13 protein-coding genes are annotated in these 14,049 nt (G+C 42.4%); 9 read left to right on the forward strand and 4 right to left on the reverse strand.

Annotation, left to right across the window (positions count from 1 at the left end; genetic code table 11):
- Positions 1–64 precede the first annotated feature (64 nt).
- The 3 genes from L2747_RS16335 (at position 65) to L2747_RS16345 (ending at position 2,594) form a co-directional block, all read left to right on the forward strand.
- Positions 65–1,093 (forward strand): serine/threonine protein kinase, encoded by a 1,029-nt coding sequence (locus L2747_RS16335; RefSeq protein ID WP_249000074.1) that lies wholly within the window; start codon positions 65–67, stop codon positions 1,091–1,093.
- 129 nt (positions 1,094–1,222) lie between these two features.
- Positions 1,223–1,834: a thiol:disulfide interchange protein DsbA/DsbL gene (locus tag L2747_RS16340; protein ID WP_249000075.1), complete on the forward strand. Its 612-nt coding sequence runs from the start codon at positions 1,223–1,225 to the stop codon at positions 1,832–1,834.
- Positions 1,835–2,381: 547 nt separating this feature from the next.
- Entirely contained in the window at positions 2,382–2,594 is a 213-nt protein-coding gene (locus tag L2747_RS16345) for a DUF1107 domain-containing protein (RefSeq protein ID WP_248471478.1), read from the forward strand.
- A 10-nt stretch (positions 2,595–2,604) separates the two neighbouring features.
- Here L2747_RS16345 and L2747_RS16350 read toward each other — a convergent pair whose 3' ends face one another.
- Positions 2,605–2,808: a cell division protein ZapB gene (locus L2747_RS16350; protein ID WP_249000076.1), complete on the reverse strand. Its 204-nt coding sequence runs from the start codon at positions 2,806–2,808 to the stop codon at positions 2,605–2,607.
- A 180-nt stretch (positions 2,809–2,988) separates the two neighbouring features.
- Here L2747_RS16350 and L2747_RS16355 point away from each other — a divergent pair, with 180 nt between their 5' ends.
- Complete coding sequence (locus L2747_RS16355) at positions 2,989–4,479, forward strand: Na+/H+ antiporter NhaC family protein (RefSeq protein WP_249000077.1); 1,491 nt, start codon at positions 2,989–2,991, stop codon at positions 4,477–4,479.
- A gap of 97 nt (positions 4,480–4,576) precedes the next feature.
- On the opposite strand, the gene L2747_RS16360 is transcribed toward L2747_RS16355, so the two are convergent.
- Positions 4,577–5,197: an outer membrane beta-barrel protein gene (locus tag L2747_RS16360; protein ID WP_249000078.1), complete on the reverse strand. Its 621-nt coding sequence runs from the start codon at positions 5,195–5,197 to the stop codon at positions 4,577–4,579.
- Positions 5,198–5,438: 241 nt separating this feature from the next.
- Between L2747_RS16360 and L2747_RS16365 the strand changes: the two genes are divergently transcribed.
- The 5 genes from L2747_RS16365 (at position 5,439) to L2747_RS16385 (ending at position 11,458) form a co-directional block, all read left to right on the forward strand.
- Complete coding sequence (locus L2747_RS16365; protein WP_249000079.1) at positions 5,439–6,785, forward strand: esterase/lipase family protein; 1,347 nt, start codon at positions 5,439–5,441, stop codon at positions 6,783–6,785.
- A 262-nt stretch (positions 6,786–7,047) separates the two neighbouring features.
- Positions 7,048–7,941, forward strand: a complete 894-nt coding sequence (locus L2747_RS16370; protein WP_249000080.1) for a virulence protein — start codon at positions 7,048–7,050, stop codon at positions 7,939–7,941.
- Positions 7,942–8,019: 78 nt separating this feature from the next.
- On the forward strand, positions 8,020–8,928 hold the full coding sequence (locus L2747_RS16375; protein WP_249000081.1) for an alpha/beta fold hydrolase: 909 nt from the start codon (positions 8,020–8,022) through the stop codon (positions 8,926–8,928).
- Positions 8,925–10,226, forward strand: a complete 1,302-nt coding sequence (locus L2747_RS16380; RefSeq protein WP_249000082.1) for a DUF4056 domain-containing protein — start codon at positions 8,925–8,927, stop codon at positions 10,224–10,226. Before L2747_RS16375 ends, L2747_RS16380 begins: the two co-directional genes overlap by 4 nt.
- Positions 10,227–10,255: 29 nt before the next feature.
- Positions 10,256–11,458 carry a BamA/TamA family outer membrane protein gene (locus tag L2747_RS16385; protein WP_249000083.1) on the forward strand — a complete coding sequence of 401 codons (1,203 nt, stop codon included), beginning with the start codon at positions 10,256–10,258 and terminating at the stop codon, positions 11,456–11,458.
- 70 nt (positions 11,459–11,528) lie between these two features.
- Here the strand turns inward: L2747_RS16385 and L2747_RS16390 are convergent, their stop codons facing one another.
- Both L2747_RS16390 and L2747_RS16395 read right to left on the reverse strand, forming a co-directional pair.
- On the reverse strand, positions 11,529–12,272 hold the full coding sequence (locus L2747_RS16390) for a cupin domain-containing protein (protein WP_249000084.1): 744 nt from the start codon (positions 12,270–12,272) through the stop codon (positions 11,529–11,531).
- Positions 12,273–12,726: 454 nt separating this feature from the next.
- Positions 12,727–13,800, reverse strand: a complete 1,074-nt coding sequence (locus L2747_RS16395; RefSeq protein WP_249000085.1) for a DcaP family trimeric outer membrane transporter — start codon at positions 13,798–13,800, stop codon at positions 12,727–12,729.
- Positions 13,801–14,049 lie beyond the last annotated feature (249 nt).

Here is a 14,049-nt window from a genome sequence, read left to right on the forward strand (position 1 = left end):
AGCGCTATTATAGAATTTTGTGACCGAAGCTTAAGCTAGGCCATGGGAAATTGAGCAAATTAATATGAATATAATCCCTCCTCAAGCGCCACAAGAGCAAGAGTCTAGCTCGGCGTTCCATTATCAGGCGTTGACTCCAGATTTGATTTTAACGGCGATAGAAACCCTGGGGATTTACCCTGAAACCGGCTTGTTGGCGTTAAACAGTTATGAAAACCGGGTTTATCAGTTTCGTTGTGACCGAGGCCAACGTTATGTGGTTAAGTTTTACCGACCTGAACGTTGGAGCGATGCGCAAATTCAGGAGGAACACGACTTCTCTGCAGCTCTTGCAGATCAAGAAGTTCCAATTGCAACACCAGTGATTATTGATGGTAAGTCACTACATGAGTATCAAGGCTTTAGGTTTGCTCTGTTCCCTTCTATTGGTGGTAGAGCCTTTGAAGTCGACAACCTAGATCAGTTAGAACAAGTTGGTCGCTTTATCGGTCGTATCCACCAATATTCGAAGCAGGCTGATTTCATTTATCGTGATGTAATGTCCCCAAAGCTGTTAGGCCAAGAGTCATTAACATGGCTTAAAGGATCAGGACATATTCCAGCAAGCCTTGAACTGCCTTACTTCACTGTGGTTGAGCAAATTTTAGAAAAAGCATCTGCACTGTGGCAGCCAGAGCAATATCGTGCAATTCGTCTTCATGGTGATTTGCATCCTAGCAATATATTATGGACTCCTGATGGTCCAGGTTTTGTTGATCTTGATGACGCTAAAATGGGCCCTGCGGTACAAGATATCTGGATGATGCTTGCTGGCGATAGACCACAACAATTATTGCAATTAGAAGTCTTGCTTGAAGGTTATGAAGAGTTTTGTGAGTTTGATAGTAGAGAGCTTAAATTAATAGAGCCACTGCGAGCGATGCGAATGCTGCATTATAATGCGTGGTTAAGTCGCCGTTGGGAAGATCCCGCTTTTCCAATGAACTTCCCTTGGTTTGCGGAAGATAAATATTGGGAACAGCAAATTTTAGCTTTTAAAGAGCAGTTGGCTGCGCTTGATGAAACTCCCTTGAGTTTGACACCGCAATATTAGTTTTAAAAGCAGCTAAGACAGGGATTTTGTAACAGAAAAATGAACTTTTGCGCTTGAGGTCGACTCAAAAGCACATTATGTTATGTCCAAATTACTATGGTGATGCAAAGAGCATCCAGGGGAATCGAGATGAAAAAAGCTTTATTAGTTGCATTTGCACTATTGATGGCACCGATGGCTGCAATGGCAGCTCAGTATGAAGAAGGTGTGCACTACACAGTTATTAATGAAGGTCCAGGTACGGCTAAACCGGAGATTGCTGAGTTCTTCTCTTTTTATTGCCCACATTGCTACACGTTTGCTAAAGAGCAAGTGCCAAAGATCAAAGCGACTTTGCCTGAAGGTGTAACTTTCAAGCAGAACCATGTCGAGTTTATTGGTCGTCAAATGGGTGTTGAAATGTCTCGCGCTTTTGCTATTGCCCACCAGCTAAAAATTGAAGAGAAAATGGAAAAAGCACTTTTCTCTGCAATCCAAGATAAGAAGCAAAACTTCACTAACTTAGATGATATTAAAGCTGTTTTCGTCGTTAATGGTGTTGAGCCTAAAGCATTTGATGCTGCGGCTAAGTCATTTATGGTGAACGCACAGATGTCTAAGATGAAGCGTGATACTGAAAATGCAAAGATTGCGGGTGTTCCAGCGCTTGTCGTTAATGGTAAGTACCGTGTCGAAACGGGTGCGATTAAGTCATACCAAGAATTGCTTGATATCGCTTATTACTTAGCAACACAAAAGTAATTTGTCGCGATAGCTAAAAAAGGAGCCAATAGGCTCCTTTTTTGTATATGGAAGTACTGATCCCTGAACGCTGGGACAGCCTAAGAAAGGATTTATGCCCGGCATCTTATAATTGTGAGCGATGCTAATCACCATAGGTAGCCAAGCCGTGGTAGTTGTGTTTGTTCATCTTTATTAAAGAAAACGACTTACTGTTGTTTCGACCCATTTTCTTTGCTTATAAGAAAAGCGGCTTAACTAAACTCCCAGCATAAAAAAACCGCACTTCCTGATCGCAAGAAGCACGGCTATCGAGCTAGTAGCTCAATGTTACCCTGAGTAACATTTAAACGGTAACAGAGCGTCAAAAATCTGGCAAGCGTCAATTAAAAATAAGTATTTATTTTGAAAATGAGTTATACATCTGATTGCCAAGAATAAATTATTTTTTCTAACATTCTGATTCAAAAATTTACAATTAAATGCTCAAATAAATGAAACTCTCGTGGTAAAACACCTGTCCAACTTAAAAATTAATAACAACAAACCAAAGTTGTCGGGAGGTCTTGTGAGAGTTTTTCCTGTCTATGCACCTAAGCTAATTGTAAAACACGCGCGCATTTTTCTTACTGGGGTAATCTGGGTAAAAGATTTGGGGCGACTAGAATTTGATAAAGGCAGGTTCTTGTTGCCAAGAAAAAGCCTGCCTAAAGTTAAGCAGGCTATTTTAGAGCTCAATGAGTTGATTGAGTCTCAAAGTAACGAGATGCAAACTGCATAACGTTAGGAATTTAGTTAACTTCGTCGTTGAGTAGACCAACTAAACCAGTCACTTTCTCATTCCAAGAGTTAAGTTCCTGCTGTAGCTGTTGGTTCTGCTCTGACAGACCTGTATTTGTCTGCTTCTCTTCTTCAAGCTCCATTTTTAGTAGCTCAATAGTTTCTAACGCAGCTTGGATTTTAGTTTCCAATTTTGATAATAGTTCTAGGCTCATGGGGAGTCCCTTTAATAGCGAGATGATAGCTCCGATTCTAGCAGTGACGGGCTATTGCTGAATAGCTAATTATGCTAAATGAGCAAAAAAGACGCGATAAATTCGTTGGAAAATGATTTTTTTTGTACTTGTTACTAAGTCGTTAGTATTCTTCTATTTATTTCCTATTGGATCTTGGCTATGAGCAATAGTTTGCTGATTCTTATTCCCCTGTTGCTAACCTTAAGTTTAGCGCTCATTTTACGTAAAACCTTAGTTGCTTTAGGTGCGGGAATTGTCTCTGGTGCGCTGATTATCACGGATTTTAGCTTGTCGAAAACGTTAAGCTATATGGCAGATAAAGCTTGGTTACAGCTCTATAGCGATGGTCATTGGCAAGCGTGGCACTTAAATGTTTTAGCGGCGATGATCCTACTTGGCATGATGACGCAGTTACTTGCTCGCGGCGGAGCTGTTAAGCGTTTTGCTGATTGGCTGTATCATCGAATAAAGAGTGGTCGCCAAGCGCGGATCGGTGTGGTGTTATTAGGCTGGGTCGTTTTTATCGATGGAATCTTTAGTTGCTTGGCGGTTGGGCATGTTTGTCAGCCTTTGAGCCAAAGATACAATATGTCTCGAGAACAGATTGCTTACCTGGTGGACTCAAATGCTTCTCCTTTATGTGCCTTGTTGCCTTTTTCAAGTTGGGGCCCCTATGTCATGGCCATTCTGGCGGGTATCACGTTACTGCCATTAACTCCGCTCGAGTCATTTATTGAAATCGCTAAAACTAACTTTTACGCTATTACCGTTATTTTGCTGTCTTTACTGATAGCGTGGTTCGGTATTGGTTTTAACTCTGACTCGGATACTGCTGCTATACAAACCAATGATGAAGTTGATGCAGGCAGCCCTTGGTTGTTAGGTTTACCTATGGCGACGTTATTACTCGCATCAATCGGTTTGACCTTATATTCAGGTGCTAGCAATGCTCAGGGTGACAGCATTACTGATTGGATCACTGCAGCCGATATTGGCAGCGCCATGCGAAATGCCTGTTTGTTGGCGACATTGTTGGCTGTCGTTATGTTGAAGTTAGATGGGCGCACGTTAAGGTTACTCATTGGTGATTTAATATCAGGTATACGTGCTATTAGCTTTGCGATTTTTATTCTACTTTTTACTTGGATGATAGGCGCTGTCATTGCCGATCTGGGCGTAGCTAAGCTGCTGGCAAATTGGGCAGAGGCTTTCTTGTCACAAGAAGTGTTGGTGGCAGGAACATTTTTACTTTGCGCGATAATGGCATTTACTACCGGCTCAAGTTGGGGGACGTTCGCTATTATGATCCCTATTGGCGCCGAAGTTGCGTTAGCGGTGGATCCATCTTTATTATTACCTTGTTTAAGCGCGGTAATGGCTGGCTCTGTATTTGGTGACCATTGCTCACCGATATCTGATACCAGTGTTATTAGTGCAACAAGTTCTGGTTGTCAGCCCCATGACCATGTCATTACCCAACTGCCGTTTGCAATTATTGCGGCTTTGAGTGCTTTGATTGGTTTTCAGTTACTAAACCTTGGAGTGTCGATGAGTTGGGCGTGGCTGGCTGTGGCTGCGGCAGCAATACTGATGTTGGCCGCTTTTAATAGGTGGAGCCACGCAGATGCATTAGTCGAGAATTCTATTTAGTCTGCAAACAGAGTCACTTGTTATTAATTTATAGGCTTATATAGCGAAAGCCCGCCACTAACTTAAGTCTGTGGCGGGCTTTTCTATTTACGGCGTTTTAGAAGCGGTAATCAACCGATAGGTAAAGTTGTTGGCTATCGTTCAATGAGGCTGTTTCAGACCCCGCTGCAATACCATTGTATGGCGTTGGTACTGGACCACTTACATCATAATCTTGCTTCAGGTAACGGTAACCAATTTCGGTGCTTACCTTGTCGTTAATCTTATACATTAGACCCGTTTGACCACCCCAAACGAAGCGATTTTTTGAGTCTAGGACGCTAGTATCTGGGCTGATATGATTCATACCTGCTGTCGCACCAATAAACCAATTAAGCTTATTGCTATCGCCTAGGCCGACTAAGTAGTCATAAGACATTAAGAAGCTTTGCTGACGGCTTAAGTCATCAGAGTTATATGAGTAAGTACCATAAACACGGTTAGCATCATTTAGATAAACACCCGCTCTGACTTCATAGATAACGTTATTTTCAGTCTCTTTAAAGTGCTCGGTTTGAGGACCTCCAGCAATTGGGTTTTGTAGTGCTGGGTCGTAAGAACCTTTATAAGTGTTCTGCTGGGCGCCAACACCGCCACCAACAAACCAGTCTGCCGCCATAGTTGGTGCCGAGATTGCCGTTGCCATTACAGACGCTAAGATAAGTGATTTAGTTTTCATGTTGTGCTCCAGTGTAGGATAAATTAAGTCGGTGTCGCGTTTTGTTGGGCACATCATAGGGCAGGCTTGCTGAATAATAACTGAATGGTATTAACGATCGCTGAAGTTGACTATTTTGCTATATAGATACCGAATAGCATTTGGTAACCTATTGAAAATTATTAATTAGCTAATTTTGACTATATAAATAAGTCGAAGCGTTTTGTCACCTAAAGGCAAGTTGGATTTTATCGAGGTCATAATGGATTTAGTGTTTATTCATGGATGGAGTGTTACTGATACTGACACTTATGCTCAATTACCCCAGGCAATAGAAAAGCGAATGCAAGGCTCTACTGAGCTTACTATTCGGCATATTTATCTTGGACGTTATATCAGTTTTGATGATGAAGTTCGCCTAACCGATCTCGCTAAAGCATTTGATAATGCGCGTATTGATTTGCTTGGTGATAAGCCATTTGCGGTGATCACTCATTCCACTGGCGCACCGGTTTTACGTCAATGGTTGCAAATGTTTTATGTTGGCGAGCAGTTAGCTCATTGCCCTCTTACTCACTTGATCATGCTCGCTCCAGCAAATCATGGCTCTGCATTAGCCCAATTAGGTAAATCGAGGGTAGGGCGGATTAAAAGCTTTTTTTCAGGCATTGAACCCGGACGGAGAATACTCGACTGGTTGGAGCTTGGTAGTGATGGCCAATATCAATTGAATTTACATTGGCTTAATGATTTTAGTTTAATTGGACCGCTTCCGTTTGTGTTGACCGGCACTACGATTGACCCGAAGTTTTACGATTTCCTCAATAGTTATACTGCAGAAAAAGGCTCTGATGGTGTAGTTCGAGCCGCCTCCGCTAACCTTAATTTTAGTCATATAGTGTTAGCGCAAACGGCGCAAACCTGTAATAGTTTCGATGCGAGTTGTGTGACCAAGTTGCAAGTTGCTAAATATTTAGAACCTAAGCAGCACACTGCTTTTGAGTTAATAAAAAATGCCAGCCATAGCGGCAGTGAAAAAGGCATTATGGGTTCAGTTACCACTCGTAATGCGAGTAAAAAACATGTGGTTCATCGAATCATTGATTGTTTAAATGTTAATAGTCATAAGCAGTATCAACAACTAGCAGATGAAATGCACCAAGCAAGCTCATTGGTTAGGTCTAAGGTGAGTGGTTGTATGCTTGTGGTACGCGTGATTGACGATACTGGCTTGCCAGTAGAAGACTTCGATATCATTTTGCTTTCAGGTACAGGTTTTTCTCCCAACGTATTTAAGCCCGGCTTTATGCTTGATAAGCAAAAAAATCATCAAAATAACCACGTAATGACCTTTTATTTTGACGCTGCCAAAATCGCTAAAGTGGCTAATGGGAAAATAGGCATACGCATTGAGCCTAGGCCAGAACAAGGGATGTGTTATTACCAAAATGCTGAGTATCATTCTGATAGCAAGCAAGTGACTAGACTTTTAAAAGCTGATCAAACCACAATGGTCGATATCATTTTACAGCGTCAGATTAGTCCAAATACCTTTAGCCTAGTGACGCCGGAACAAGCAGGTGATTTTTCTGATTTAGCTGACGATTAAGCAGTTATCCGCGAGTAGCGGCCGTATTACTATGGCCGTTATCGATTTTAGTTTATCTGAGAATTTGTGTTAACTAAGCGCGAACTGTTAAATTAGAGTTTGAACTCTAATCTGTGCGCGTCGCGTGCAGAATTTCAGATTGAGTTCATCTTGTTGAGCGATAATTCGCCTACGTTAATTGTTTCCTGCCATTACAAAACTGCGGCAAACTACTTTTAGTACGATATCTGATTCTTATTTTCAGCTAAGGTTTAATCTTTAAATGCTTAAAATGACTACTTTTTTAGCAGCACTTACAGTGCTGCTTTTTGTTTCCCCTGTTCACTCTGAATCGATTGAGCGTGAGCCACAACAGCCGAGTTATGATCGGGTGTTTCCTATCTGGGCTCAAGAAGCGATGGATCTCGGTCATGAACTGCCAAAGCCTTATGGGATCTCCCTTAACTATATGTCGATGGATCAACCTCTTGTTGTCGACTCTGTTGGTTTTACTGGTTTAGGCCCATTAGATGACATGCTCAGCATAAAGGGCAGTGAAGCAGTGCAAGACTCAGAAACCTTGACACTAAGAGGCGACGTTTGGGTGCTGCCATTTTTAAACCTTTATGGTGTGCTGGGCAAAACAACTGGCAGTAGTGTAGCCAATGTTCAGCTAGAAGCCGATTTGTCTTCTTTGTTTCCTGACTGGGTGTGCACCATTAACCCGTGCAATGTCAGCAGTGCGCCTTTTGATTTTGTATTGGACTTTAGAGGTTCTACATACGGAGTCGGTGGTACGTTAGTTGGAGGTATTGATAATTGGTTTGCCTTACTTGATGTTAATTATACTAACACTCGCCTAAACATCCTTGATGGCGAGATCAGCAGTATAGTGGTTTCCCCACGAGCAGGTTATCGCACCAGCTATAACAACCACGATATTCAAATTTGGGTTGGTGCTATGTATCAAAACGTAGAGCAAACCTTTAGTGGCTATTTGCGCGATATTGGCTTCCCACTTGGAGATGCAAAGTTTGAGGTAAATCAGCATTTGGCTGATAAATGGAATGGTCTGATAGGTAGTCAAATAGGTCTAACTAAAAACATCGACTTACTGATGGAAGTCGGTATCGGCACTCGTAGTAGTTTTATGATGAGTTTAGGTTATCGCTTTTAAGGTTATACCCATTCGTGAAACTTTTTAGCTGCTAGCCTTTGGCTAGCGCCGTTGTTAATTGATGTTGGAGTTTAGAGTATGCGCACTATCTGTATGTTGCTACTGACGTTATTGATTGGTGGCTGCTCGGCCGTTGATATTGTCGATTCTAAAGAAAGGGCTGCGCTACAAAGCGTGGGGTTTGAGCAACATCAATTGATGCTCAAAGAAGGTGGAGAGTTGAACTATTGGCAAGCAGGACAGGGTAAACCGCTGTTACTGATTCATGGTTTTGGTGGTTCAGCGGTATCGAGTTGGCAGCAGGTAATGCTTGAGCTAAGTCAAGATTACCAAGTAATTGCGCCAGATCTTGCATGGTTTGGCGATTCTGTCAGCCAAGGAGATCCAAGCCTTGCTACGCAAACTCAAGCTGTTATGCAATTGATAGATAAACTTGAGCTGGAAAAAGTTAACTTAGTAGGGATCTCCTATGGTGGCTTTGTGACTTTCGATTTAATGATTAATGAGCCAAAGGTTGATAAGGCCATTCTGCTAGCCAGTCCTGGCGTGCTATTTTCTGATGCTGAATTAGCGTTGATGAATCAGCGTTTTGGTGTTGATGATCCGACTCAGATTTTTGTTCCTGAAACTCCAAAACAGATGCGACGTTTGTTGGATGCAACTTTTATCGATTTTCCTTGGTATCCAGGCTTTATTGATGCCGAAATCTACGATAAATATTTTGCTGGTTATTTAACCGAAAAGCGCAAACTGATTGAAGGACTTCCGGCTGACCGAGATCGAATTGCAGCTAACCTTTCGGTAGAAACCTTACCGCCTAGCCTACTGATTTGGGGCGAGCATGACCAAGTTTTTCCGTTGTACTCGGGTTTGCAGTTAGCTGAGCTATTAAGTGCCCCTATTGTTGTTATCCCACAAGGAGCACACGGAATAAGTAATGATTATCCGCAGATTATCAGCCAAAGCATTAGGGCATTTGTACAATGATGGGCCGTATATATATGCGCAGTGGCGGGGTTGCTGCTTTAATTTTATTGCTTGCGGCTTGTAGCAGTAATGATTGGCAAGTCCGTGCTTTACCAAGTGATATCGCTATCGGTGCTGCCTTAGATAACGAGCCTGATTTAGACTTACTGCATGAGATTAATCTGCAAGAATTGCCTTTGGTACCAATTCCCAAGGCTGTGCGTCCTTGCTGTGCTTTCGGTAATGCGCAAAAAGTTAAAGTCGGGCCTGTTCCTGTACCATTTTTTCGTTATGCCAATACCTTAGCAGTTGATAAAGTCGGCCCTCATGCCTTTGAGGCGGGTACGTTTAGCTTCCAAAAAGATGCGCCTAATGGCAGCCGAGGCACAGAAAATAATGGACTGATGTATACGCTACGAGGTGGCTTTATTGACTTAGCTCATGTGCGCGATACCGCAGACAATGCTATTGCGCTGTTTTATCGTATTTATCCTCAACTGGGACAACAGCAGACGATTAAACTGCCAGATGAAATAGGCCCAAGAGTGATAGAGTTAAGTGAATTTGATTTAAGCCACTTAACGCCAAGGCAACGTTGGGAAACGGCTGCAGCTATTTCAGTTCGGTTAGCTTATTTTATGGCTGAAGCACATGAGATAGCCCAGTGGCATGGATATCGTAGTTGGGCTCCTTGGTCTGAAACTGTTTCAGCTTACTCTCCGGAAGATCTTTACTCGAATATGCTTGGCGCAAAGATTGCTCTAGCATTGATTAATAATAATTTGGCGATGAGTAAAGATCTTTATAATCAGCATATGACTCAGTGGTTTGCTGCAACACTAAATTGGCTTGAGCCAGTTTCAATTGAGCAAACGAATGCTTTATTTGATGTGATTGATGGCCATTGGTGGGATTCAAATCAGCCATTACCCAGTAAGTTTATGTTGCTTAAGCGGCACTATCAGTTAAGTGATCTACAGGCACCTTATTTAGTGCCACAATCTTTGGCGCAGAACCATGAAAAATGGAATGAAGTCGCAGCGTTATTTACCTCCACACAGCAAGCGCATAACTTGTCATTAAGCCGCATCATTCATGGCGTAGAGATAGATAGCATTGCTACCCAAAAGCTGATTGTTGCCGATAAATTTAAGCAAAGTTTTAAGCATATTCCGGCTGAACTTTGGCAAGATGGTTTTACCCAAGCCGACTTTTACCAAATTAGCGAATATAACCAAGCACAAGATGAACTGGAATTACAGCTGTTTCAGCAGTCAGAAACTGTGGAGAAAGCGTTAGCTTCCAAGGAACAGACTTGATGCTTTATGGTGCGTATCATAGGAAAACAATGGGGCGGAATTTTCGCATGTTGATGGTTAAAGCTTGCAGTGGTATCACGCTACTTGCTTGTTTAGTATTGCCCGCATGGGCAGAAGAGACAGCAAATGATCCTGAGGTAAATAATGACGCTACTGATAGTAAAGAGTCACAAGGTTGGATAGAGGACTTTTTACAAACTTTGGGCGCCGATGGGGAATTCGATCCTGATAAGTTGATTGATTTTAGCTATTTACCAGGGCCATTTTACAACCCTGAGATGGATTTAGGCGTGGGGATCTCGGCGGTAGGCTTATATCAATACGATCCCAACGATGAAGTCAGCCAGTTATCATCTTTGGTTATAAACGGCTTAGCATCCACCAATGGTGCATTGGGCATGGTGATCGCGAATAAGACCTTCATTAATCAAGATCAGCAACGTTTTTATCTGAATGCAGAAATTTTTGATGCTCCGGATGTGTTCTATGGCGTGGGCTACGATAACAATCATCAGGAAAGCAATCGAGTTGAGTTTAATCAGCGCATTGTGTCTTTCAATCCCATGTTATTGCACCGTATGAGCCCGACCAGCTTTGTCGGTATAGGCTTTGATTTTAGCTATGCCAACGCCAGTAAAATAAACTCATTAGACTCAGGCGTCGATACCGGAATAATTGATGACAGCTCACGCAGTGTAGGGGTAAATTTGCTGCTGAATCATGATAGCCGAGACAATGTCCTTAATCCCCAGTCCGGTCGTATTTTAGAAATTGATGCAACTTTTTATCGTCAGTATTTAGGTAGTAAAACTGACTTTGATGTTTATGACGCACTATACAGTGAATATATGCAAACTGGCCGCGGTGAAGATATCTTAGCGTGGCAAATTCGAGGTCGCTTTACTAATGGCGAGGTACCGTGGGATCAGTTATCAAAAGCGGGTGGTGGTGACTTACTACGTGGCTATACATCGGGTCGCTATCGTGACAAGCAGATGTTAATGACACAAGTGGAATACCGGCTTAATTTACCAGGGCGTCACGGTATGGTGTTCTGGGGCGGCGCAGGCATGATTGCCGGTGATATTAGCGAGTTTAATGCAAATAAAATCTTACCTAATGGTGGTGTAGGTTATCGCTTTGAGGTTAAACCTCGGGTTAATTTAAGGCTCGACATGGCGTTTGGTGACGGTGACAGCGGTTTTTATTTCAATGTAAATGAGGCTTTTTAGATACTGTAGCCGGTAAAGCATGAATACACAAAAAGGGCCTTATAGGCCCTTTTTGTGTTTACTATAAAGCTTATTTTTTGAAGATAGCTTCGTTAGTGCCGTATGCGCCTAAGTTAAGGTCACGTTTACGGATCTCATCTACACGGTCAAATGCTTCCTCAGCCACGCGTAGGTTTTGTACGTCTTTACGCCAGTAGTATTTAAAGCCGTTGAAGTTAGCGTTATTTGGGTACCAGTACATTACACCTAGGCCTTTATCACTTAAGATCGGTGTGTTGTGAATTGTAGCGCCAGGAATATAGAAATACTGTCCAAGTGATAGTTTTTGAAACTTGTTTTGTGCCAAAGTTTGGCTTTCACCCGTTACTACGTAATAACATTCTGGTTGGCCGTGGAAATGTGGTGCGTGGTCAGATTTTCCACCGTCTGTAATACCAATAACGACAGGGCTGTCAGACAGCTCTTTCCAGATATATCCAACTGGTGATTTTGACTTATCACAGTCCGCAATTTCTAATACGTTGCCATCGTCATCTAGCGATTTACAGAACTGCTGGTCTGCTGCAATACTGCTGTTTGATTTGATGGTTGTAAAGTCGATCTCACCTGCTTCCCAAGCAGCAATATAGGCCTCAACCTCTGGGTTAGCACATTGTGCAGGCATAGTATCTTGTGGTGCATATGGAGTGCTGTCATATGGCACTGGTGTCATTTGTTGGTAAGGCAGTTGAGCATGATCGCACTGCGGCCCTTGAGCAAAAGCAGCTGTAGATGTTAGTGCGGCAATGCCGAAAATCATTTTTAGTTTCATCATTCCAATCCTATTTTTAGCTGATGCAGCTAAAGCTGCGATATTGTGCTCGCTTTAACGGGCTTGAACTAACAATAAAGTGATAATTGCTGCGTAAAGTTGAATTGGATCACGCACCGTTTTTAGCAGCAAACTTATTCGTGAGCAGAGTCGCGAATAATATTTTTTTGATGGGTGACGAAGCGCACACTCATTAGCTAGAGGACTTAAAGTTAGCAATTGCGTGAAGTCTAGATAGTTCTTATGAATGACACGGATAAACTCGCTGGATTTTGATTACAGCCCAAGCTCATTTGGTATTGTGGAATTTAGTCATATGCAAAGTTAAATGAATGTCGTAGGGCTCTATTTTGCATAGCAACTGAATGCTATGGTGCAACATCTGACAGATGTTGCGCTTTTGCTCAGTTGGTTTTTAGTGAACAAAAGCGATTTTTTCCATATGTAGGCCCGTACCTTAGATATGAAGTTGCAGGCTTAGTTGGGCATAATTTGATGTTCCTTGAGGAGCACTGACTCCTGTATAAGGGTTTATTTTATCGGCAATTTGGTAACGACCTACTTCGACACCAACAGCTAAAGCTGGCGTTAAATTAGTAAACAAGTTTACTCCAGTATGAAATCGGTCGGTTTGTTCTTCTTCTGTGATTGTACGGCCATAAAATAGACTTGAACGCATATGTTCCGACCAAAAATGGCGGTAAGCAAACATAGCCGAAGTGGTGGTTTCAACCTTGCCATTTATCATATCGCGAGCAGCATCTGTTCCCACATATCGCCCTAAATTACCGTGGTGTAGTTGTAAGCGAAGATCATCTTTTCCGAGTGTATGTATTTTGGCTGCAACGGATACTCCGGCTGCAAGTTGCGCAGTTTCCTCAGGGTCTAAATAACGTAATAGACTCGACACCGACACATTGCCCCAATCACCTTGTTGATTAAAGCGCACCACTGCGTCGGGAACATAATCGTTGCTGGTATCTACCCATTGCTGTTTTACTTGCTCACTTTCGGCTTTAGTTCCGTAGGTATAAGGGTTTTCCAGTGCAAACTGCCAATTCTCTGTGCTATAGCGTACTAATGTTTGGCGCACCATTGCTTGCCCTACTAGGGGGCCGCCAAGATCCGCTGTTTCAGCAAAGGTGCTGGTATTGACCATTGTTGACCAAGTTTGGCCAGCGGTGAACTGTTGATAATTAATGTAAGCATGTCGTAATCGCGGGCTATAGGAGTTAGAAAATGCAGCATTACCCTGTGCAGAACCAGCAAAATCTATTTCTGCAAAGCCACTGACTTCAGCATGAGTTATTTTTACGTTAAAGCGGCTTTCAGCGGCGCTAAATTGGGTTTTTTTAGCTGAATTCGAGACGTTACCACCACCCGTCCAACTATCTTGAAAGGCGATATTGCCGTCAACATAACGTGCATTTGCTTTAAGGAAGCCACCGAAGTGATACTCACTTGCCATCAAGGGGGGAAATAGATTGCTCGTTAAACAAATACAAATAGCTATTTTTGTTATTGATTTCATATTGATTTCTTGTTTTTTTAGATAAAAAAGCCCTAAAAAGGGCGTGATCCATCGAGGCCACAGCAGGAAGGGGCGCTGTTTCCGTTAAAATGTAGGTTGGGATCGAAAGACTATCTTAAGAGGGTAAAAGCGAAGTGAGAGCAGCTTCGCCTTTACCGGTAACGCGTTTAATCTTTGATTAGCTTATCGATGTGATTGTTATACTCCATGTATTTAAATCACTGACAACAAATCACTAAAGCCTAAGCC

This window comes from Shewanella marinintestina, assembly GCF_023283845.1.
GTDB lineage: Bacteria > Pseudomonadota > Gammaproteobacteria > Enterobacterales > Shewanellaceae > Shewanella > Shewanella marinintestina.